Raw genomic sequence first — 20,328 nt, 5'->3', positions numbered from 1 at the left:
TCGAGGCCCCATAGGCTTTGTATTCGTGACCGATGACCGACTCGCCATCCAAGATCTCGTCGCCCGGTACGCCAGCGCCGCAGACCGCCGCGACATCGATGCACTCGTCGGATTGTTCTCCGCCGGCGCCGAGCTGGTGCGCCCTCCTGCCCTGCTGCGGCGGGGCGATTCGGCGGCCTTGCAGGGTCGGGAGGCCATCGCGGATTCGATTGTCGCCGCGCTGGCACCGCTGCATGCGACCTACCACCTCATCGGCCAGCAGACGGCGACCGTCAGCGGTGATACCGCGACGGGCGAGGTCTACTGCATGGCGCACCACGTCTATCTCCGCGGGACGGACGGAAACCGCGACTCGTTTCATGACAATGTGATGGCCGTGCGCTATCTCGACAACTATCAGCGCGGACCCGCCGGTTGGGTCTTCACCCGCCGTGAGCCGGTCGTGGTGTTCAGCGAGGACCGGCCAGTTCGAGTCGCGTAGCGCATTCGGCCATCTCGTCGATAACGGCACCGAGGGTGCCGGAAGACAGCGCGCGCCGCGAGGCCGAGAGCAGCATGCGCCCGGCCCCGGTCTGGCGAGCCTGGTCCAGCGCCGCCTGATCCACGCGATGCAGACCATGGCCGAGCACGAGATCGATCTCGGCGGGATCTCGGCCCAGGTCGGCTGCCGCCGCGCGCATGACGCCCACCGCGCCCGACAGGTCCTCACCGACCAGACCCAGCGGTTGAAAGCCGTCGCCCAGTCGCCCCGCTCTGCGCGCCGCGGCCTTGCTGTGCCCGCCGATGTACAGCGGAATACCCTGCGGCTGTGCGGGTTTAGGATATGAATAGGCGTCCCGAAACCGATAGAACTCACCGTCGTATGCGGCGGGACCGTCGGTTGACCAGAGCGCACGCATGACCGTGATGCCTTCATCGGTGGCCCGGCCCCGACGATCGAAATCCCCGCCGCACGCCTCGATCTCCTCGCGCATCCACCCCACGCCCAGGCAGATCCGCAGCCGCCCCCGGCTCAGCCGGTCCAGGGTGGCCAGACGTTTGGCCAGCACCACGGGATGGTGGTCCGGCAACACCAGCACGCCGGTGGACAGCCCCAGGGTCGTGGTGGCACCCGCGACGAAGGACAGCAGCTCAAGCGGATCGGGGATGTCTACGTCATCGGGCAGGTGCGACTGTCCTGTCGGCGAATAGGGATAGGTGCTCTGCGTGTTTCCGATGACGACCGCGTGCTCCACCACGGAGATCTCACTGAAGCCCAGCCGCTCTGCGGCACGCGCGAATTCGAGGATCTTGTCTGGTTCCGCGGTAATCCCGAGCTCCACAGGAGCGACAACACCGATCTTCACAGCCATCCAATCTTCGTCACGCAAGCGCTCATCAGTGTCTAATCTTCTTCACGCAAGCGCTCATCAGTACCCAATCTTCTTCACGCAAGCGCTCATCAGTGTCTAATACGTGAGATGAGCCTGATCACCGACCTCCGCGCGACGTCGCGTCTGGGCCTCATGGTGGCCGTAACCGCCGCAGCGGTGGGTGTTATCTACGGATACGACTCCTCCAACATCGCGGGCGCATTGCTGTTCCTCACCGAGGACCTGCACCTGTCCACCCACGACCAGCAGGTGGCCGCCACCGCGGTGGTGATCGGCGAGATCGTGGGCGCACTCATCGGCGGGCCACTATCTAACCGAATTGGCCGCAAGCGGTCAATGGTGTTGGTGGCAGCCACTTTTGGAATCTTCTCTCTGCTGTCCGCACTGGCCATTGACCTGACAACGCTGGTGGGGGCCAGAACGCTGCTTGGGGTGACGGTGGGAATTTCCGTGGTAGTGGTTCCGGTGTTCGTCGCGGAATCCTCGCCGACCAAGATCCGCGGCTCCATGCTGGTGCTCTACCAATTGGCCTGCGTCACGGGCATCATCGCTGGGTACCTCATTGCCTGGGCATTGTCGTCCACCGGCAGTTGGCGGCTGATGCTGGGCCTGGCGGCCATCCCGGCCGCGTTGGTGCTGATCGCCTTGCGCAAACTCCCCGACACCGCCCGCTGGTACATGATGCGCGGTGATCGTGCACGAGCACGGGAGATCCTCACCGCGGTGGATCCGGATATCGATATCGACCACGAGCTCGACGAGATCACCGCGGCGCTGCGGGCCGAGGGCGGCGGCTCGGTGCTGGCGCGGTTGCGAGAGATGATCACTCCGCCCTACAACAGAGCGACGTTTTTCGTTGTCGGCCTTGGTTTCTTCATCCAGATCACCGGTATCAACGCCGTCGTCTACTACGGGCCTCGCATCTTCGAGGCGATGGGCATGTCGGGATACTTCGCCAAACTCGGGCTCCCCGCACTCGTCCAGGTAGCGGCGCTACTGGCGGTGTTCGTATCCATGTCGACGATCGACCGCATGGGCCGGCGGCCCATCCTCATGATCGGTATCACCATCATGATCATTGCCGACGCGCTGCTGGTGGGCGTGTTCGCGGTCGGCGGATCATCCTTCGGCGGCGCGCTGACCGTTCTCGGATTTCTCGGCATCGTGCTCATCGCGGTGGGCTTCACTTTCGGATTCGGCTCGCTGGTGTGGGTGTACGCGGGCGAGAGCTTCCCGGCACGTCTGCGCTCCTACGGGGCCAGCGCCATGTTGACATCGGATCTGGTGGCGAACGCCATTGTCTCCATGTACTTCCTGACATTGTTGACCGCACTCGGTGGCGTGGTGGCGTTCGGCGTCTTCGGCGCCCTCGCGGTGGCAGCACTGGTGTTCGTCTATGTGCTGGCGCCGGAGACCAAGGGCCGCGACCTTGAGGAGATCCGGCACTTCTGGGAAAGCGGGGGCAAGTGGCCCGAGACGTAACAGGCGGCGTGATAGTCGGGATCGACATCGGCGGATCCAAGACCCGCGCGCTGGCCGTCGCGGATGGCAAGGTGATCGGCGAGGCGCTGGCGGGGAGTGCGAATCTACAGTCGGTGACCGAAGAACAGGCGAAAACCGTATTCGCCGACATCTTTTCCACGCTGAACCGCGACGATGTCTCGCACGTGAGCGCCGGATCGGCCGGTGTGGACACCGAGGAAGGCGCGCAAACCCTGATTCGGCTGCTGCGACCGTTTGCACCCCATGCCAACATCACGGCGGTGCACGACACTCAGCTGATCTTGGCGGCGGGCGGCTTGACGGCGGGCATCGCGGTGATATCCGGTACCGGCTCGGTAGCGTGGGGGAAACGCGCCGATGGCACCACGGCGCGGGTAGGGGGCTGGGGATATCTGCTCGGAGATGAGGGCAGCGGCTACGGTGTATCGAGATCTGCTGTGCGGCATGCGCTCTCCCTATCTGACAGAGGTGAGCCGCCTGACCCGTTATCACGGAAGTTCACCTCCGGGTGCGGTGTGACCGAGCCCGCTCAGCTGCTCGACCACTTCTATGCCCACCCCGAACGGCGGTACTGGGCCAAGATGGCGGGGCTCGTTTTCGACCTCGCGGCGGCCGGCGACGAGGCCGCTCAGGTGATCACTAGACAAACAGCCATCGACTTGGCCGCGTTGATCGAGGGTGTCTGCATACGATTGGGCCCCGGATTGCCTGTGGTCCTCGCTGGCGGCCTGCTGGTCAACCAACCGGACTTGGTCGCCGATATCATCGAACGCACACAGACCACAGGTGTTTCGGATATTGCTGTGCTGCAACGTGAACCGGTGTTTGGAGCGTTGGCCCTTGCCGGGGCCGACGTCGACGGATTGGAGAAGGCATGACCGCGGGGACGCATATGGCTGACGAGATCCGCCAGCAGCCGACCGTATGGGGGCGGCTGCTGTCTGACGGCCGGCCCGCGATTGCGGAGGTGGCAGCCAAAATCGTCGAGTACAGGCCCCGCTTCGTGCTCTTCGTCGCGCGTGGGACCAGTGACCACGCCGCACTGTATGGCAAGTACCTCACCGAGATCATCCTGCAGGTCCCCGCGGGATTGGCCTCGCCGTCGACGATGACGACCTACGGTGCACGACCTGACCTTTCGGGCGTGCTGGTGATCGGAGTGAGCCAATCGGGCGGTTCCCCCGACCTCGTGCAGACCCTGTCGGTGGCACGCGAGCAGGGTGCGCTCACCGTGGCGGTGACCAACGCCCCGAAATCCGCGCTCGCGACCGCCGCTGAATACCACGTGGACGTGTTGGCCGGACCTGAGCTCGCTGTCGCAGCCACCAAGTCGTACACCGCGCAACTACTGGCGCTGTACCTACTGCTCACCGATGTGGCGGGCCGCGACAATACGGCAGTCAACCTGCTTCCGGAACGCGGCGAGGAGATCCTGCACAGTGCCGTCGTACAGCAGCTGGCCACCCGCTACCGCTTCGCGTCACGCCTCGTCACCACCGGCCGTGGCTACTCGTACCCGACGGCGCGCGAGGCCGCCCTCAAGCTGATGGAAACGAGTTATCTTTCTGCTCAGGCATTCTCAGGAGCCGATCTATTACACGGCCCGCTGGCGATGATCGACCCGCAGGTACCGGTGATCGCGATCGTGCCCGACGGAGTCGGCGGCCGCGCCATGAACGACGTGCTGCAACGGCTGGCCGGACGCGGGGCGGATGTGTGCTGCGTGGGGTCGGCGGACGCGGTGGCGGCCACCGGGTTAGGTGTGACCCTGGAGCCGACACTTGAGGAGCTTTCTCCCATGTTGGCCATTCTTCCGCTGCAGCTACTCGCGCTGCAGTTGGCGATTGGGCGCGGCGAAAACCCCGATATACCAAGAGGCTTGTCCAAGGTGACCGAAACGCTGTGAGGGCATGACGTGGCTTCTGCCGAGTTTTTCGATATGCACGTGCACGGCGGTGGTGGCGCGTCGTTCGGAGACGACCCCGAGGCCAATCGCATTGCCGCAGCGTGGCATCGATCCCACGGCACCATCGATATGCTCGCCAGCCTGGTGACCCTGGCGCCCGATGAGATGCTCGGCGCCGTGCGCGTGCTTGCCCGGATGGCGGGTGCGGACGGCATCGCCGGGATACACCTCGAAGGCCCCTGGCTGTCGCCGCGGTACGCCGGTGCTCACGATCCCCGTCTGCTGCGCGCACCGGATCTCGCCGAGCTGGAGCGACTATTGGACGCCGGAGCCGGGCACATTCGGATGGTCACCATCGCACCCGAGCTTCCGGGCGCGATCCAGGCCATCGAATTACTCGTCGCACGAGGCGTGGTGGCCGCAGTGGGACATACCGATGCCACCTATGAGCAGACATTGCAGGCCATTTCGGCTGGCGCGACAGTCGCCACTCATCTCTTCAACGCCATGCGTCCGATCCACCACCGCGAACCCGGCCCCATCCCCGCACTCCTGGAGAGCCCAGAGGTGACCATCGAGTTGATCGCAGACGGTGTCCACGTCCACCCCGCGATCTACCGAATGGTGCTGGCCACGGTGGGCCCCGACCGGATCGCACTCGTCACCGACGCAATGTGCGCAGCCGGAATGCCGGACGGTGCTTATCACTTGGGCCAACTGCCGGTCACCGTGACCTCCGGCGAGGCACGACTTCCCGATGGCACTATCGCGGGGAGCACCGCGAGCATGGCCGACCTTTACCGGTTCGCGGCGTCCCAGGCCGGCCCTGAGGTGGCCGCCCTGCAGACGTCGGTCAACCCCCGGCGCGCGGTGCGTGTTCAGGCGGCGTCGTAGCGCGGTCCGATGATCTTCGCGATTCCGAGCAGCCGTTGGTAACTTTCCGGGCCAGCCGAGCAGCCGCGTAGATCGGTCGCGGTGTTGCGGACCCTGGCCAGTAGACGCGAGCAGGACATTCGCGCTCCGTCATTCGTAATCATCACGTAGGAACCAACGACCGCGTCATCGTCTCGGTGCAACGAGCCGATCACATACCGCCACTGCGCGGAGTCGTGCACGGTGTGCTTCGCACACCTCAGCCACATGTCCATCTCGGTGGAGGCGAAGTCGCGCGCCTCGTCATCCGCGGGGAAGACAGCGATGCTTTGTACAACCTGAACGTTCCACGGTGTGCTGTCCTGTAAGTACTGCTCGTGCGCGGCCATATACGGGCCGCGGTCGTAGGTGCCCACTGACGGACGGACCACGCTGCCGCAGTCCGGTCTGTCCGTCGTAAGGCCGGAGAGCGCGTTGAATCGGTCGACGACCGGAAAAGCCGCGCCCATAACGGAGGACGCCTCGTCCGGTGTCACCATCAGATCGTCGATCGCGGCGGGCGGTATCGGCGCGCCCTGCTCGGCGGAAGCGGGCGCCGCGCATGCCAGCGCGACCGCCATCATGGCCATCATGGCCGAAATTCTCATGGCCTATGCCTCCCACACCCGCGGACCGACGATCTTCATCAATTCGAATGCACGCTCCCCATCGTTCTTGGAAACCGTTGAACACGTACGGATATCGATAGCGACATTGCGTTCGCCGAGAAGCACATGCTGACACGATGCGTAGGCCGAATCGTTCCTTCCGTAGCCGACAGCCAGGACGTTGTCGACCTGCGTGACGCCCCGGATGTCCACGCTCGCCGTCAGAGCGGTGCCGTCGATCGACTGCTCGGAGACATTGATCGTCTGCTGTTCGCACTTGCGCCAGTTCTGAGCCTCGCTCCGCGCGAAGTCTCGGGCCTCCTCGTCCGTGCTAAACACCGCCACACTTTGATCGACCAGGGTGAACCAGCCGGGGTGATCCCATAACGCTTGCGAGTGGGCCGCCAGATACGGAGACCGGTCATAGCTCGACACGGACGCCAACACGATACTTCCGCAATCCGGCCGATCGGTATCCGATGCGAAGGTCGCACTCTGCCGGTGGACGTTGGGTAGACCCACGCCCATGACCCGTCCGGCCTCCTGCTGAGTCAGCATGAGGCGGTCGATCGCCGCGGGCGGCACAGGCGGGGAAGGCTCAGCGAGCGCGACGGCCGGGTGCACGGCGCCCAGTGTCACCATCAGTGCCCCCACCACCGATCGCATGCGTTCCCCTCACCAGGCCTTCGATGGCCCGCGGTTGTTGTGTATTGAACTCTAGGACGCCACCCGGCGCAGCTCCTTGGCCAGCTCAGCCGCATCCGGAGGCTGCGCCCCGGGCCGGGTGCAGGTGATCGCCGCGGCCACCGCCGCGCGACGCAACGCCTCAGGCAGATCGAGCCGACGCTGATAGAACCCGTCGAGGAAGACGCCGGTGTACGTGTCACCGGCACCGACGGTGTCGACGACGGTGACCTCGTGGGCAGGGACGTGCAGCGGCGACGGTTCACCCCGACGGAATGCCAGCGACCCCGCCGGCCCGCAGGTAACCACGGCGATCTCGATGCGCGGGTGCTCATCGAACCAGCGGCCAACCACGCCCTCGATCGACAACTCCGGGTATAGGAATTCAAGATCTTCGGTGCTGGCCCGCGCCACCTCCGCGATCGACAACCACGGGGCGATGCGCGCGATATACGTCTCCCGGTCACCGATGAGCGTCGGACGCACGTTCACATCGAAGATGAGCGGAATGTCCGCATAGTGCCGCATGATCCACGCACGCACCTCATCGCGTTCACGCCAGAGCACGCTGGCGATCGAACCCGCCCAGATTGCCACCGGAGCGCGCACCGGATCGGGAAGTGCCGAGGGTGCAACATCATTGGCGGTTCCCTGCCAGTAGAACTGATACTGGGCTGCTCCGTGTTCGTCGACGTCGGCGATGGCCAAGGTCGTCGGAACGTCATGGCGCATGACCAACGATTCAACGACACCTACCTCGGCCAGGTTCCGTACGCACTGACGCCCGAACGCATCGCCGGACACGTGCGTGAGAAGCGCAGTCCGCACGCCCATCTTCGCGGCGGTGATCGCGGTGTTGTACGGGCCGCCTCCGGGTACCGGACGCCACAATCCGCCAGCCGCCGGGACCAGATCAACGAGCGTTTCGCCGCAGAAGATGAGGCCGTCCCTGTCGCGCACGCTCTCGCGGCTACCCGGGACCGGGGTTCTCTCAGCGTCTTTCATCTCATCTATGCCCGTCATCTATGCCCGGGCCACCCGAGGCAGCAGACCCAGGATGAGATCAAGGGCGCGACTACCGTCCCGTTCCGCGCACGCCCGCACATCGATAGCCACGTTCCGGAGCGGCGCCAGCGCGTGCTGGCAGTACATAACTCCCCCGAAATCCGTCGGCCACGCGTAGCCGACCACCAGAACCTCCTGCACCTGGACGATCTTGCGCAGCTGCACCCATTCACGACGCGTGCTTCCGTCCGGCTGCGGCAGAAGCGAGGTGACCCGCTGGTTCTCGCAGGCGCGCCAGCGATCGGCCTCACCAAGAGCGAAGTCCGTCGCATCCGACCATTCGGGAAAAATCACCATGCTCTGGTCCACCAGGCGCGTCCAGCTCGGCCTGTCCGTCAGCGACCGGTACCGCCCGGACAAGTAATTGGACGATTCATAGCTCGCTGTCGATGCGAAAACCACGCTGCCGCATTCGGGTCTGTCGGTCCGATCCGACACCAGCCCGCCCCAATCTCCGGACACATGCATGTCGGCTCCCATGACACGACTCACGTCCCCTGGCTCGAGCATCAGACTGGGCAATGCTTCTGTCTGCACGGGTAGCTCGTCGGGATTCGCCGAGGCGGTGCCTGCGGGCGCCACTGCCATCGTCAGCGCACAAAGAAACGACGCCACCCCCAGAACAGACCTCATAACCGCAGGAGCCTAGACGAGTGGCGGCGATGACCGATCAAGATATTGACACCGGCCCTCAAGTATTGTTCTATGCGAATGTATGCATTAATTGAAGGGAAGCCCATGGCCGTGGCGGCGCTCGTCCTGTATCTGGTCTTCATCGCAGCTGGTCTCGGCTGGAAGAGCTACCGACAGTGGCGCGCAACCGGTTCCACCGGGTTTCACGGATTCCACGGGCGCCCTGGCTCGCGCGAATGGCTCGCAGGTGTGGGATTCATCGCTGCGATAGTCGCCGCCCTGCTCGCACCCATCCTGCAGCTGACGGGGATCATCACTCCCCTTGCCGCGCTTGATAACCGGCCTCTTCAGATCGCAGGGACCACATTGGCGGCCGCGGGAATCGTCGCGACGATCTGGGCGCAGCAGACCATGGGCGAATCCTGGCGGGTCGGCGTCGATACCCGGGAGACCACCACACTGGTGAGCACCGGCATTTTCAGCTGGGTCCGCAATCCGATCTTCACGGCAATGCTGACGTTCGCCTCCGGATCCGCCCTCATGACACCGAATCTGTTGGCCGTCAGTGGCTTAGCGCTACTCACCACATCCATCCAGCTGCAGGTGCGCGTGGTTGAGGAGCCGTACCTCCTGGCGGCACACGGCAGGACCTACCGCGACTACGGAGCCCGGGTCGGACGTTTCCTGCCCGGAATCGGCCGATTCACTTCCCGGGGTTGATCAACCCACCGCCGCGGGTGGTGGCCAGCTCGTAGGCCGACTCCGCATGCTCGGCGTCGTCGAGACCATCGGACTCATGCTGCGGATGCGACCTAATGCCCATGGAATGCCGCAAGCCCAGCCCGATAAGCCCGGTAACCGCGACCGAGTAGGCGAGCACGGCGACCACCGCCACGAGTTGCAGCCAGAACTGATGCAACCCACCGCCATACAGCAGCCCGTTGACGCCGGCAGGCGCGGCGGCGCTGCCGACGACGCCGATCATCAACGTGCCGACGATGCCACCGACCAGGTGTACGCCCACGACGTCTAGCGAGTCGTCATATCCCCAGCGGTATTTCAGCTCGATGGCCAGCGAGCTTAATGCGCCCGCTACCGCCCCTATGGCCAGGGCGCCAATCGGCGTCACCGACGAACAGGAGGGTGTGATGGCCACGAGCCCAGCCACCACACCCGAGGCGGCACCGAAGGAGGTCGGCCTGCCGTGCCGAATCTTTTCGACCACCAGCCAGGCCGCCATCGACATTGCCCCCGCACCAAGGGTGTTGGCGATGACGATCGCGGCGGTGCCGTCGGCGGCCAACGCCGACCCCGCGTTAAACCCGAACCAACCGAACCACAGCAGCCCCGCGCCGAGCATCACCGCGGGCAGGTTATGCGGCCGCATCGCCTCGCGCGGCCAACCATGCCGCTTACCGAGAATGACGGCCAGCGCCAAACCCGCGGCACCCGAATTGATCTCCACGGCAGTACCGCCGGCGAAGTCGATGACGCCCAGGTTCGCGAGCCACCCACCCTTGTCGGCAGTGGTGCCCTCCACCGCGAACACCCAGTGCGCCACCGGGAAGTACACCAACGTCGCCCACAGCGCCGTGAAGGCGATCCACGGAAGAAAGCGCATACGGTCGGCGACCGCACCCGCGATCAGCGCCACCGTCACCATGGCGAACCCGGCCTGGAACATGACAAACACCAATGCCGGAATCTTGGTCGGGCCCCATAGCGGCACCGAGGACGCCTTGTAGTCGCCTTCGAACAGGTGCTGCAGACCCGCGAACTGCAACGGATCGCCAAGCAACCCGCCACCCACATCGGTGCCGAACGCCATCGAATACCCGAAGGCCACCCAGAGCACCCAAACCACGGCGACGGCCGAGAAGCACATCATCATCATGTTGAGGACGCTCTTGGCGCGCACCATGCCGCCGTAGAAGAAGGCCAGCGCCGGGGTCATCAAGAGCACCAGCGCGGCGCTCGTCAGAACCCAGGCGGTATTGGCCGCGTCCGGCACTCCCAAATGCGGAAACATGCGCTGGCTACTCCCGGATCGTGCGATTAGGTCAGCGTGAGTGTAGGGAAGCCGTCGCCCGCGCGCGTCCAACCTGTTCTAAACTAGAACAGGTTCCAGTTTTCCGACGTACGATTTCCTCTCATACCTGCCCGACTGATCCTTTTCCCACCACCCACCCACAGGAGTGGCCATGCATACCCCTATCTGCGACGAGCTCGGCATCGAGTTCCCGATTTTCGCCTTCACCCACTGTCGCGACGTCGTCGTCGCGGTGAGCAAGGCCGGTGGCTTCGGCGTGCTGGGCGCCGTCGGATTCACCCCCGAGCAGCTCGAGATCGAGCTGAATTGGATCGACGAGCACATCGGTGACCATCCCTATGGCGTCGACATCGTCATCCCCAACAAGTACGAGGGCATGGACGCGAACATGTCGGCCGAGGATCTCACCAAGATGCTCCAATCGATGGTTCCGCAGGAACACCTGGACTTCGGCCGCAAGCTGCTGGCCGACCACGGTGTGCCCGTCGAGGAGGGCAACGACAACGCCCTGCAGCTGTTGGGCTGGACCGAGGCCACCGCGACCCCGCAAGTGGAGATCGCGCTGCGCCATCCCAAGATGACACTTATCGCCAACGCGCTCGGCACGCCTCCGCCCGACATGATCAAGCACATCCACGACGCCGGCCGTAAGGTCGCGGCACTGTGTGGTTCGCCGAAGCAGGCCCGAAAGCACGCCGACGCCGGGGTGGACATCGTCATCGCGCAGGGCGGTGAGGGCGGCGGCCACTGTGGTGAGGTCGGATCGATCGTGCTGTGGCCGCAGGTGGTCAAGGAGATCGCGCCCGTACCGGTGCTGGCCGCCGGAGGTATCGGCAGCGGATACCAGATCGCCGCGGCGCTGGCCATGGGGGCGCAGGGCGCGTGGAGCGGCTCGCAATGGCTCATGGTCGAAGAGGCCGAGAACACCGCGGTGCAGCAGGACACCTATGCCAAGGCCACCAGCCGCGACACCGTGCGTAGCCGGTCCTTCACCGGTAAGCCGTGTCGAATGCTCAAGAACGACTGGACCGAGGCCTGGCAGACCGAGGGCAATCCCGAGCCGCTGGGAATGCCGTTGCAGTACATGGTTTCCGGTATGGCGGTGGCTGCCACCCACAAGTTCCCGGATCAGACGATCGACGTCGCATTCAACCCGATAGGCCAGGTCGTCGGCCAGTTCACCAAGGTGGAGAAGTCGGCCGCGGTTATCGAGCGTTGGGTGCAGGAATACCTGGAGGCCACCAACACGCTCAACGAGCTCAATGAGGCCGCTGCGTCGGTGTAACAGATAGCGGCCTGGGTCAGTCCCTTACTGACCCAGGCCGTTTTGCATGGTGTTGGCCAGCACGTTCACGGCAAGGCTGCCGTTCCCCGGCTGGCAGACCTTGGCCTGCAGCAGCACGTTCTCGCGCTTGCGGGTCTGGTTGAAGCAGCGGCGGTCAACGCCCGCCTCCTCCTTCATCCACGCGGCATCGGCGGCGCCCGCCGCCGGTCCGGTGAATGTCCACACCTCACGTCGGCCGTCGTTCAGGATCAAGGTTGCGGTCTGCCCAGAACATCCTTGAGTGCGGTCAACCACCCGGTGGAATGCACGGTCCGCCGCATCGCTGTTGGCGAACACACCGATCGACTGCTTCACCAAATGCGTTGCATCCGTGGGAGAGTCTTGCGTCGCCGCACCCCGGAACGAGGCCAGATCCGGATCGGCGTACACCTCGTCGAGCCCGATATCCGACCAGTTGTTGCATTCCGGAACATCCACCGAGAACGCCTGAAACGGCTGCGTGAACTCGCTGTGCGACCCCAGCTGCGCCCCAATGACATTGCTCACCGATCCGCGCGCGAGCACCGCGTAATTGACGACCCCCGGATCGGAGGGACGGGCGTCCGCCGCAGGGGCCAGTGCCAGGCCGAGTGCAGCAGCCACCACCGAAATCGGCACAATCCGAGTCGTTCCCATCACACACCAGCTTCCATCGCATCGGCGATTCGCGACGCGGCACCTTCGGCGTTTCTTGGCGAGCACACCTTCACCTGGAGTAGAACCTCTTGCCGCGCCCGCATCTCGACATAGCAGCTGCGGTCGTGGGCACTATTGGTCATCGACCAGCCGGCCGCACCACCGCCGGAGCTTCCCTCGGTGAATGTCCATGAGTCCGTTACCCCTTCGTCATCGGTGATCTTGATGGGATGCCCGTAACAGTCCGACATGAACAGCAACGCCACCACCGGATCCACCGCAGCCGTCGGGCTATTGAACACGCCCACGGCCTGTCGCACGGAGTACCGCGCGTCCGATGCAGACTTCTTCGAGTACTGGCCCCGGTATGCAACGAGCGTCCCCGGGTTCCCATTGAACATCTGGTCCAAACCGGCCTCGGCGAAGTCCACACAGTTCGGCTCACTCAGCTCAACACCGCCTGTCGGGGCGTTAAGGGTGCGGGAGTCCTGCAGCTCGGTGCCAACGATCCTGCTCACCGCAGCGGGATCCTGTAGAACGGTGTCCAACGCCTCGGGACCGACAGCCGCGGCAGACGGCGCACAGGCCAGGGCCATCCCCGACACCGCCACAACGACGAGGGCACGCATCAGATGCGAGCCTTCAGCGTCACCTCGATATTGCCGCGCGTGGCATTCGAGTACGGGCACACCTCGTGGGCCTGCTCCAGCAAGTCGTCGGCGACCTCCTGGGACAACCCCGGCAGATATCCGTCCAGCTCGGCGGACAAATCGAAGCCACCCTCGGGGGTCTTGGAGATTCCCACCTTGGCGCTGATCGATGTCGCGGGGTCAAGCTGGACCTTCGCCATCCGGGCAACCAGATTGAGCGCGCTCAAGAAACACGCTGAATACCCGGCGGCGAACAATTGCTCCGGATTAGTACCTTCCCCGTTGCCGCCCATGGACTTTGGGATTCGGGTGTCCAGATCTATCCGGCCATCCGAGGAGCGGACATGCCCGTCGCGGCCTCCCCCGGTCGACGTCGCTTCTGCTGTGTAGAGGGCTTCATTGGACATACGACGAGCATACGGAAGGCGCCGGTCCCCCAGAAGAGAACCGGCGCCATCACAAGGATCTGCCTACTGAGCTTCCAGGCCTGCGCGAACACCCTCCTCGACGGCCTTCCCCAGGTCCGGGTCCACGTTCTTCCAGTACTCGAACACCCGGGAGAGCACGGGTTCGCTGACGCCGCCCAGCACATGGCCGACGATATTGCTCGCCAGACGCGCACGCTGATCGTCGTTGAGCACCTCGCGCACCAAGGTGCCGGCCTGAGCGAAGTCGTCGTCCTCGGCATGCTGGATATACCCGGCACGCACCGCGGTGCCATCGAAATCCCACGCACCGCCGTCGCCCGCAGCCTCCGGGTCCGCATGAGGACCGCCAAAGGAATTGGGGGCGTAGACCGGAACCTCGCGATCGTTGAAGTGATACCGCATGGCGCCCTCCTTGGAGTAGGAGTTCACTTCAGCGGCCCGCGGCGAGTTCGGCGGCAATTGCGCGTAGTTGGTGCCAATCCGGTAGCGATGCGCGTCGGCGTACGCAAAGACCCGTCCCAGCAGCATCTTGTCGGGCGAGAAGCCAATTCCCGGAACAATATTCGACGGTTCAAAGGCGGCCTGCTCGATGTCGACGAAGTAGTTCCCCGGGTTGCGATTGAGCGTCCACTTACCGACCTCGATCAGTGGGTAATCCTTCTTGGACCAGACCTTGGTCAGATCGAACGGGTTGAACCGATATCCTGCCGCCTCAGACACCGGCATGATCTGCACATGGAGGGTCCAGCTCGGAAAGTTGCCTTCCTCGATCGCATCCCACAGATCGCGGCGATGCGCGTCGGCATCGGATCCGGCGAGCGCGTCCGCCTCCTGCTGAGTGAGGAAGTCCTGGCCCTGATCGGTCCTGAAGTGGTACTTCACCCAGAAGCGCTCACCCTCGGCGTTGATCCACTGATAGGTGTGTGAACCGTATCCATTCATATGGCGGTAGTTCTTCGGGATCCCGCGATCACCCATCAACCAGGTGACCTGGTGCGCCGTCTCGGGACGCAGTGTCCAGAAATCCCACTGCATGTTGTGGTCCCGCAGCCCTGATCCCGGCAACCGCTTCTGCGAGCGGATGAAGTCCGGAAACTTGATCGCGTCACGAATGAAGAAGACGGGGGTGTTGTTGCCGACGAGATCGTAGTTGCCGTCCTCGGTATAGAACTTGATGGCAAAACCACGCGGGTCACGCCACGTATCGGGGCTTCCCTGTTCCCCTGCCACCGTCGAAAACCGAACCAGCGACTCTGTTTTCACGCCCGGCTGAAACAGCTTCGCCTTGGTGTACTTCGAGACATCTGCGGTGACGACGAGTTCTCCGTACGCACCGGCGCCCTTGGCGTGCACGATGCGCTCGGGAACGCGTTCCCGATTGAACTGCGCAAGCTTTTCAATCAGATAGTGATCGTGCAGCAGAACCGGGCCTTGGATGCCTGCGGTCAACGACTCGTCGTCGCTCTCCACTGCGATTCCGGTATTCGTGGTTGTGCGGATGGACATAAAACCTCCTCGATACCTGAACTAACTGGGCTGAACTAATGGGGCTGACATCCGGGGCAGAGACCCCAGAAGACGATTTCGGCCTCGTCGACCGCGAACCCTGCGGTATGTGACGGCTCCAGGCACGGCGCATGCCCGACGGTGCAGTCCACATCCGCGACGGCACCGCAACGACGGCAAACCAGGTGGTGATGGTTATCGCCGGTACGCGTCTCGTAGAGCGCCGCGGACCCGGCTGGTTCGATGCGCCGCACCAGCCCGGCACTCACACAAGCCTTCAGCACGTCATAGACGGCCTGCGTGGACACCCTCCCGAGATCGGCGCGCACCATCATCGCGATGACGTCGGCGGTCGAATGCGGGTGCGCGGCAACTGCCTTCAAAACAGCGACCCGCGGTGCCGTGACACGCAGTCCCGCTCGGCGCAATGCGCCGTCCGCGGCGAGGGGCTGTACTGCGGTCACTCCACCAGTATGCGCCTATTCTGGAATGAGTCAAGAAAATGTTTCCTACCCGAAAGGGCCGTTGAACACGAAGTAGGCCCCGGCAGCGATCAACACGAATCCGACCAGGTGATTCAGGGTGAGCTTCTCACCCAGATACCACACGGCGAAACCAAGGAACACCGTCAAGGTGATGACCTCTTGCATGGCCTTGAGCTCGGCGCCCGAATACACCTCGCTACCAAGGCGATTCGCCGGGACTGCCAGGCAGTACTCGAAGAACGCGATGAACCAGCTGACCAGTACGACAACCCACAACGGGTGATCCTTGAATTTGAGATGCCCGTACCAGGCGAAGGTCATGAAGACGTTGGAGCAAATGAGCAGCAGTGGCGGCAACAGGCGCGCGGTGAGCATGCCCCACATTCTGCAGTTCCCCCCTGTCAGCCGCCCACAGCCGCTAGCCTGCTGCGCATGGGTGGCGCCGCATTGCAAGACCGATATATCCAAAGCTGCCTCGGCGGGCTGCACGTGCGGGTCGGCGGCGAAGGGCCCGCGATCCTCTTTTGGCCCAGCCTGCTGATGTCGGGGTCCATGTGGGCCGACCAGGCAGAGTACTTCGCCGACCGATACACCGTGATCCTCGTCGACCCGCCCGGACACGGTGATAGTCAGGCCCTTCGCCGCATGTTCCGTTTCGAGGACTGTGCGCACAGCATCGAACAGATCCTCGACTCCCTCGGCATCGAACGTGCACACGTGGTCGGCAATTCCTGGGGCGGAATGATCGGAGGAACCTTCGCCGCTCTGTATCCGCACCGGGCGGCAGCGTCCGTGCTGATGAATGCCACCGCTTCGCGTGCCAACATCCGCCAGACGGTCGAGTTTCGGCTGCTCACCGAGATAGTCCGGATTCTCGGTCGATTCCGCGAACCGCTCACCACCCGCGCCGTCAAGGCATTCGTCGGGCCCACCATCATGCGGGAGCGCCCTCAGGTGGAGCAGACGATCCGTGCGGAATTGCGCGAGATCAACGTCGACTCGGTCTATTGGGCGGTCAACAGCGTGGTTCCGGCACGACCCGACCAACGCGAGCTACTCGGACGCATCACCACACCCGTCCTGGTCGTGGCGGGCCGGGAAGATCCGACCTTTCCCGTCCCGGAGACCCAGCTCATGGCCGGCGCGATTCCCGGTGCCGAGTTCGTGATCATGGAGAACACCGGGCATTTGGCCGCGCTGGAACGGCCCCGGGAGGTCAACGCCCTCATCGACGAATTCTTGAAGCGGAATCCGCAGGACGGCTAGAGCGAGCGCGCCCTGCGCATATCGTCGATGGCCCCGATCCGGTCTCCTAGCTCGTTGCGGATCACCGCGCGCAGCGCGAGCGCATCGGCCAATTCGGCGTCGATACCGAGGGCCTCGTCGATCGCCGCAAGCGCCTCATTCGGTTTGCGGGCACCATGGAGAGCCCACGCGTGGGTGTAGTGATTAATGGCGTCGCGGCTGCCATATCGCACTGCGGAAAGCGCGCAATCAATCGCATCGAAATGCCGTCCCATGCTGCCGAGGCAGTACGCCAGGATCCGCCACGCCAATGAATTGTTGTGCTCCAGCTCCAGCGCATCGTTGGCGAGGCGCAGCGCCTCGCTATCGTCTCCGGCTGCCAGAGCCTCGCTCGCGCGAGTTGCCAGCTCCTCAGCGTCCACAGAAACGAAGGTACGCGAAGCCTCCCCGCCGGTTATCCACTCACCGGGGGCTATGTCGATCGAGGTCATGCCAGCAATCATTGCTGGCCATCCTAATCAGCCATCTCACGCCCGTCGACAACTCTGGTAACAACCAAGTGTTAGTTAACCCACACCGGGCCGCAGCGGGTTCACCGCGAATTCGATCACCCGATAGGGGGCGTGATCGCGTGAGTCGGTATTCCACTGGCTGACGTAGATGCTGAGCCGATCGAGCGTGGAGTCCGGCCCGATGTATCCGCCGTACGGCTGGGCCAACGTGTTGTCCCATGACTCGGGGAGCTCATCCGCCATCGCCGGCCACGCCCCGGCGTTCACCACCGTGGTTGCGGGTACCGCACCGAGTCGCGTCGGGCTATCAGCCACCCGCACCTCAACGTTGCCGGTGGTCTGGTTGAAGTACGACAGCACCGCTTGTCCATCCACCATCTTCATGCTCAGCTCGCCCAGATGGTCGTTGAACAGTGGCGTCACGGTGGCACCCCAGGCCCACTTCCCCTGCGCATTCGTGCCCCAGCCCTGCCAGGTCGCACGGTCGGTGAAGGTGTCCGGTTTGGCCCGGTACAGAATCGCGGGCAGCGAGCGATCGAAGGCATCGCTCACGATGTACACCCAGCCCTTCGGCGACTCCGGCATCCACAGCGGGTCGTAATAGCCGCTGATCTGTGTCTGTTGACCGCCCGCATAGTCACCGGGTCGTACCGATCCCGGCACCGTCGGCCATCCAGCACGGAAGGGATCGGGTTTCACTATTCGTGTCGACTGCGGGATCAAGTTTTTGGTGACGGCAATGAACAGCCAGTTGGTCCCGTTGACGTCGATGACGCCGGCGGGAAGTTGGGAGAACCCCGGCGGCGTCGGATCTTCCAAGAGAGGACGGTCGGTGCCCAGGACACCGGAGTGGCGCACACCGGATGCGTCCGGCACCGTTTCCGTGTCCACGCGCAGCGCCACCGGGGAGTACCAACCGCCGTATCCCACGCCCTGGCCTGCGAAGCTGTCGCCGCAGACCTGCAGCATGCCGCCGGTGAAGACCATGAACTCGCACAGGTCGGTCGCGCCGAGGTTGTAGTCAGAGGTGGCGGTGCCGGTGCCCGCGACGGGGCCAATCCGCACCACTTCACCGGGATCGAGGGCCGGCGGAACCGGACGTAGCGGGTCGGCGAGTGCGGCTGGGACATAAGCCGATTGGAGGATCGTCAAGGTCGCCGCAGTCAACAGAGCCGCGATGCGCCGCACGCCTCATCTCCTATCCGGCGCCGCGGCGCCACCAGCCATCCCTGGATAGGGTAGCCAGTGACGCCGCAGTGGGATCGCTATGGACGAGGTGCGGTCTGAGGCGGCGATTGCGGAGGCGGGAGCGGTTGGCGCCGCTCACCGGGGGCGGACGGCAGGTCCGGCGGCCCCATCTCGGGTCCACGCTGGATGATCATCGGGCCCCGCATCGGTGGGGCGTCGTCACGGTCGAACATCATCACGCGGCTTCGGTCGTGCCCGCCGTGTCCGCCGTGTCCGCCATGCCCGCACTGCGAGCCGGCCAGCACGCCGAGGCCGAAGGTGACGCCGAGAATGACGAAGGCACCCGCGACGATGCCGACCACGGCGGCGATCTTTACCAGCAGGGTGTTACTCGCCGAACGCGGCGCGGGCGCGGGTGCCTGCGGCACAGACACCGGATTCGTTGGTATATCGGGATTGTCTGGAGTTATCATGCCCTGAGCATGGCCGAATCGGCTGACCATTGCCCAGGGAAAACCCGTGAAGTTCCTGTGTATTGCCCGCGCTCTTCGCGCGAGCGCTCGTCGCTAGTTAGCCAGCGACGAGCAGCTCGGCGATCTGAATCGTATTGAGCGCCGCACCCTTCCGAAGGTTGTCTCCGGAAATGAACAGCGCCAGACCGCGGTTGCCAGGAACACCCGGGTCCTGCCGGATCCGGCCCACCAGCGAGTCATCGGCGCCCGCGGCAGCCAATGGCGTAGGCACATCGGCCAGCGTGACCCCCGCCGCCGCGGCGAGCAGCTCGGTGGCACGCGACGGAGTCAGCTCACGCTCAAATTCGGCGTTGATCGAGAGCGAGTGTCCGGTGAAGACCGGCACCCGTACACAGGTTCCGCTCACCAAAAGCTCTGGGATGCCCAAGATCTTGCGGCTCTCGTTGCGCAGCTTCTGATCCTCGTCGGTTTCGCCGGAACCGTCGTCGACCAGCGCGCCCGCCAGCGGAATCACGTTGAAGGCAATGGGTGCAACGTATTTCACCGGGTCTGGGAAGGTCACGGCGGAGCCGTCATGCACCAGCTGCTCACCCCCACCGATACCGGCACGCACCTGGGTGGCCAACTCCTCCACACCGGCCAGGCCGCTACCCGAGACCGCCTGGTATGTCGACACAATCAGCCGCTGCAGGCCCGCCTCGTCGTGAAGCACCTTGAGCACCGGCATCGCGGCCATGGTGGTGCAATTCGGGTTAGCGATAATGCCTTTCGGCAGTTTCACTCCGCGCACATCGCGATCGAAGTTGACCTCCGAAACCACCAACGGCACATCCGGATCCTTGCGCCAGGCCGAGGAGTTGTCGATCACGGTGACACCCGCCTCGGCGAACCGCGGCGCCTGCACTCGCGACATGGTCGCGCCGGCAGAAAAGAGCGCGATGTCCAATCCGGACGGGTCGGCCGTCTCGGTGTTCTCGACCTCGATCTCTTGGCCGCGGAACGTCAGCTTCTTGCCCTCGGAGCGAGCCGACGCGAAGAACCGCACCGATGAAGCAGGAAAGTCGCGCTCTTCCAGTAGCTTTCGCATGACGGCGCCCACCTGCCCGGTGGCGCCGATGACACCGATGGAGGTCATGTCCCAATCTCC

Annotated in this window: 24 protein-coding genes; 8 read left to right on the top strand and 16 right to left on the bottom strand. The window is 64.3% G+C overall.

Going from position 1 to position 20,328, the window contains the following annotated elements; all coding sequences use genetic code 11:
• The first annotated feature begins 25 nt into the window (after positions 1–25).
• Positions 26–481 (top strand): nuclear transport factor 2 family protein, encoded by a 456-nt coding sequence (locus AC5Y5C_RS05805; protein WP_499969939.1) that lies wholly within the window; start codon positions 26–28, stop codon positions 479–481.
• Here the strand turns inward: AC5Y5C_RS05805 and AC5Y5C_RS05800 are convergent.
• On the bottom strand, positions 450–1,346 hold the full coding sequence (locus tag AC5Y5C_RS05800) for an LLM class F420-dependent oxidoreductase (protein WP_499970622.1): 897 nt from the start codon (positions 1,344–1,346) through the stop codon (positions 450–452). The two genes, AC5Y5C_RS05805 and AC5Y5C_RS05800, sit on opposite strands and share 32 nt — an antisense overlap.
• Before the next feature lie 114 nt (positions 1,347–1,460).
• Here AC5Y5C_RS05800 and AC5Y5C_RS05795 point away from each other — a divergent pair, with 114 nt between their 5' ends.
• The 4 genes from AC5Y5C_RS05795 to AC5Y5C_RS05780 are packed head-to-tail and all read left to right on the top strand — an operon-like array spanning position 1,461 to position 5,676.
• A complete protein-coding gene (locus AC5Y5C_RS05795; RefSeq protein ID WP_499969937.1) occupies positions 1,461–2,855 on the top strand; it encodes a sugar porter family MFS transporter in 1,395 nt (464 codons plus the stop codon).
• Positions 2,840–3,754 carry an N-acetylglucosamine kinase gene (locus AC5Y5C_RS05790; RefSeq protein WP_499969935.1) on the top strand — a complete coding sequence of 305 codons (915 nt, stop codon included), beginning with the start codon at positions 2,840–2,842 and terminating at the stop codon, positions 3,752–3,754. The genes AC5Y5C_RS05795 and AC5Y5C_RS05790 overlap by 16 nt, the downstream gene beginning before the upstream one ends.
• 14 nt (positions 3,755–3,768) lie before the next feature.
• Positions 3,769–4,782, top strand: a complete 1,014-nt coding sequence (locus tag AC5Y5C_RS05785) for an SIS domain-containing protein (protein ID WP_499970620.1) — start codon at positions 3,769–3,771, stop codon at positions 4,780–4,782.
• Positions 4,783–4,815: 33 nt separating this feature from the next.
• A complete protein-coding gene (locus AC5Y5C_RS05780; protein ID WP_499970618.1) occupies positions 4,816–5,676 on the top strand; it encodes an N-acetylglucosamine-6-phosphate deacetylase in 861 nt (286 codons plus the stop codon).
• On the opposite strand, the gene AC5Y5C_RS05775 is transcribed toward AC5Y5C_RS05780, so the two are convergent.
• The 4 genes from AC5Y5C_RS05775 to AC5Y5C_RS05760 form a co-directional block, all read right to left on the bottom strand.
• Positions 5,661–6,302 carry a sensor domain-containing protein gene (locus tag AC5Y5C_RS05775; RefSeq protein ID WP_499969933.1) on the bottom strand — a complete coding sequence of 214 codons (642 nt, stop codon included), beginning with the start codon at positions 6,300–6,302 and terminating at the stop codon, positions 5,661–5,663. The two genes, AC5Y5C_RS05780 and AC5Y5C_RS05775, sit on opposite strands and share 16 nt — an antisense overlap.
• A gap of 3 nt (positions 6,303–6,305) precedes the next feature.
• Positions 6,306–6,968 carry a sensor domain-containing protein gene (locus AC5Y5C_RS05770; protein ID WP_499969931.1) on the bottom strand — a complete coding sequence of 221 codons (663 nt, stop codon included), beginning with the start codon at positions 6,966–6,968 and terminating at the stop codon, positions 6,306–6,308.
• Positions 6,969–7,019: 51 nt separating this feature from the next.
• Entirely contained in the window at positions 7,020–7,946 is a 927-nt protein-coding gene (locus AC5Y5C_RS05765; RefSeq protein ID WP_499969929.1) for a PfkB family carbohydrate kinase, read from the bottom strand.
• Between the two features lie 63 nt (positions 7,947–8,009).
• The gene (locus AC5Y5C_RS05760) at positions 8,010–8,666 is read right to left on the bottom strand and encodes a sensor domain-containing protein (protein WP_499970616.1); all 657 of its coding nucleotides are present in this window, start codon (positions 8,664–8,666) and stop codon (positions 8,010–8,012) included.
• A gap of 123 nt (positions 8,667–8,789) precedes the next feature.
• Here AC5Y5C_RS05760 and AC5Y5C_RS05755 point away from each other — a divergent pair, with 123 nt between their 5' ends.
• Entirely contained in the window at positions 8,790–9,404 is a 615-nt protein-coding gene (locus tag AC5Y5C_RS05755; RefSeq protein ID WP_499969925.1) for a methyltransferase family protein, read from the top strand.
• Here AC5Y5C_RS05755 and AC5Y5C_RS05750 read toward each other — a convergent pair.
• Entirely contained in the window at positions 9,388–10,713 is a 1,326-nt protein-coding gene (locus AC5Y5C_RS05750; protein ID WP_499969923.1) for an ammonium transporter, read from the bottom strand. The genes AC5Y5C_RS05755 and AC5Y5C_RS05750 overlap by 17 nt on opposite strands.
• 172 nt (positions 10,714–10,885) lie before the next feature.
• Here AC5Y5C_RS05750 and AC5Y5C_RS05745 point away from each other — a divergent pair, with 172 nt between their 5' ends.
• Positions 10,886–12,019, top strand: coding sequence for a nitronate monooxygenase (locus AC5Y5C_RS05745; protein ID WP_499969921.1), 1,134 nt, complete (start codon positions 10,886–10,888; stop codon positions 12,017–12,019).
• 24 nt (positions 12,020–12,043) lie between these two features.
• Here AC5Y5C_RS05745 and AC5Y5C_RS05740 read toward each other — a convergent pair whose 3' ends face one another.
• The 6 genes from AC5Y5C_RS05740 to AC5Y5C_RS05715 all read right to left on the bottom strand — a co-directional run bounded on the left by AC5Y5C_RS05740 (position 12,044) and on the right by AC5Y5C_RS05715 (position 16,138).
• Positions 12,044–12,694 (bottom strand): sensor domain-containing protein, encoded by a 651-nt coding sequence (locus AC5Y5C_RS05740; protein ID WP_499970614.1) that lies wholly within the window; start codon positions 12,692–12,694, stop codon positions 12,044–12,046.
• Entirely contained in the window at positions 12,694–13,323 is a 630-nt protein-coding gene (locus AC5Y5C_RS05735; protein WP_499969918.1) for a sensor domain-containing protein, read from the bottom strand. Before AC5Y5C_RS05735 ends, AC5Y5C_RS05740 begins: the two co-directional genes overlap by 1 nt.
• Complete coding sequence (locus AC5Y5C_RS05730) at positions 13,323–13,751, bottom strand: organic hydroperoxide resistance protein (RefSeq protein WP_499969915.1); 429 nt, start codon at positions 13,749–13,751, stop codon at positions 13,323–13,325. Before AC5Y5C_RS05730 ends, AC5Y5C_RS05735 begins: the two co-directional genes overlap by 1 nt.
• 63 nt (positions 13,752–13,814) lie before the next feature.
• Positions 13,815–15,278: a catalase gene (locus AC5Y5C_RS05725; RefSeq protein ID WP_499969912.1), complete on the bottom strand. Its 1,464-nt coding sequence runs from the start codon at positions 15,276–15,278 to the stop codon at positions 13,815–13,817.
• A 35-nt stretch (positions 15,279–15,313) separates the two neighbouring features.
• Positions 15,314–15,742 (bottom strand): Fur family transcriptional regulator, encoded by a 429-nt coding sequence (locus AC5Y5C_RS05720; protein WP_499969908.1) that lies wholly within the window; start codon positions 15,740–15,742, stop codon positions 15,314–15,316.
• 45 nt (positions 15,743–15,787) lie between these two features.
• On the bottom strand, positions 15,788–16,138 hold the full coding sequence (locus AC5Y5C_RS05715; RefSeq protein ID WP_499969906.1) for a DMT family protein: 351 nt from the start codon (positions 16,136–16,138) through the stop codon (positions 15,788–15,790).
• A 57-nt stretch (positions 16,139–16,195) separates the two neighbouring features.
• On the opposite strand from AC5Y5C_RS05715, the gene AC5Y5C_RS05710 reads away from it, so the two are divergent.
• On the top strand, positions 16,196–17,029 hold the full coding sequence (locus AC5Y5C_RS05710; RefSeq protein WP_499969904.1) for an alpha/beta fold hydrolase: 834 nt from the start codon (positions 16,196–16,198) through the stop codon (positions 17,027–17,029).
• Here the strand turns inward: AC5Y5C_RS05710 and AC5Y5C_RS05705 are convergent.
• The 4 genes from AC5Y5C_RS05705 to AC5Y5C_RS05690 form a co-directional block, all read right to left on the bottom strand.
• A complete protein-coding gene (locus AC5Y5C_RS05705; protein ID WP_499969902.1) occupies positions 17,026–17,499 on the bottom strand; it encodes a hypothetical protein in 474 nt (157 codons plus the stop codon). The genes AC5Y5C_RS05710 and AC5Y5C_RS05705 overlap by 4 nt on opposite strands.
• A 75-nt stretch (positions 17,500–17,574) precedes the next feature.
• Positions 17,575–18,708 (bottom strand): DUF4185 domain-containing protein, encoded by a 1,134-nt coding sequence (locus AC5Y5C_RS05700; RefSeq protein WP_499969900.1) that lies wholly within the window; start codon positions 18,706–18,708, stop codon positions 17,575–17,577.
• Positions 18,709–18,785: 77 nt separating this feature from the next.
• Entirely contained in the window at positions 18,786–19,142 is a 357-nt protein-coding gene (locus AC5Y5C_RS05695) for a hypothetical protein (RefSeq protein WP_499969898.1), read from the bottom strand.
• Positions 19,143–19,278: 136 nt separating this feature from the next.
• A complete protein-coding gene (locus tag AC5Y5C_RS05690; RefSeq protein ID WP_499969896.1) occupies positions 19,279–20,316 on the bottom strand; it encodes an aspartate-semialdehyde dehydrogenase in 1,038 nt (345 codons plus the stop codon).
• Positions 20,317–20,328 lie beyond the last annotated feature (12 nt).

It is taken from the genome of Mycobacterium sp. NGS15 (genome assembly GCF_059813245.1).
The sequence above is the reverse complement of the archived record's forward strand: the minus strand, read 5'-3'. Positions and strand labels throughout refer to the sequence as shown.

Excerpts from the sequence above, each read along its gene's own strand:
- AC5Y5C_RS05795 (WP_499969937.1), top strand. The coding sequence starts at position 1,461 with ATGAGCCTGATCACCGACCTCCGCGCGACGTCGCGTCTGGGCCTCATG.
- AC5Y5C_RS05785 (WP_499970620.1), top strand. The coding sequence starts at position 3,769 with ATGGCTGACGAGATCCGCCAGCAGCCGACCGTATGGGGGCGGCTGCTG.
- AC5Y5C_RS05780 (WP_499970618.1), top strand. The coding sequence starts at position 4,816 with ATGCACGTGCACGGCGGTGGTGGCGCGTCGTTCGGAGACGACCCCGAG.
- AC5Y5C_RS05775 (WP_499969933.1), bottom strand. The coding sequence starts at position 6,302 with ATGAGAATTTCGGCCATGATGGCCATGATGGCGGTCGCGCTGGCATGC.
- AC5Y5C_RS05770 (WP_499969931.1), bottom strand. The coding sequence starts at position 6,968 with ATGCGATCGGTGGTGGGGGCACTGATGGTGACACTGGGCGCCGTGCAC.
- AC5Y5C_RS05755 (WP_499969925.1), top strand. The coding sequence starts at position 8,790 with ATGGCCGTGGCGGCGCTCGTCCTGTATCTGGTCTTCATCGCAGCTGGT.
- AC5Y5C_RS05750 (WP_499969923.1), bottom strand. The coding sequence starts at position 10,713 with ATGTTTCCGCATTTGGGAGTGCCGGACGCGGCCAATACCGCCTGGGTT.
- AC5Y5C_RS05745 (WP_499969921.1), top strand. The coding sequence starts at position 10,886 with ATGCATACCCCTATCTGCGACGAGCTCGGCATCGAGTTCCCGATTTTC.
- AC5Y5C_RS05740 (WP_499970614.1), bottom strand. The coding sequence starts at position 12,694 with ATGGGAACGACTCGGATTGTGCCGATTTCGGTGGTGGCTGCTGCACTC.
- AC5Y5C_RS05735 (WP_499969918.1), bottom strand. The coding sequence starts at position 13,323 with ATGCGTGCCCTCGTCGTTGTGGCGGTGTCGGGGATGGCCCTGGCCTGT.
- AC5Y5C_RS05730 (WP_499969915.1), bottom strand. The coding sequence starts at position 13,751 with ATGTCCAATGAAGCCCTCTACACAGCAGAAGCGACGTCGACCGGGGGA.
- AC5Y5C_RS05725 (WP_499969912.1), bottom strand. The coding sequence starts at position 15,278 with ATGTCCATCCGCACAACCACGAATACCGGAATCGCAGTGGAGAGCGAC.
- AC5Y5C_RS05715 (WP_499969906.1), bottom strand. The coding sequence starts at position 16,138 with ATGCTCACCGCGCGCCTGTTGCCGCCACTGCTGCTCATTTGCTCCAAC.
- AC5Y5C_RS05710 (WP_499969904.1), top strand. The coding sequence starts at position 16,196 with ATGGGTGGCGCCGCATTGCAAGACCGATATATCCAAAGCTGCCTCGGC.
- AC5Y5C_RS05705 (WP_499969902.1), bottom strand. The coding sequence starts at position 17,499 with ATGACCTCGATCGACATAGCCCCCGGTGAGTGGATAACCGGCGGGGAG.
- AC5Y5C_RS05690 (WP_499969896.1), bottom strand. The coding sequence starts at position 20,316 with ATGACCTCCATCGGTGTCATCGGCGCCACCGGGCAGGTGGGCGCCGTC.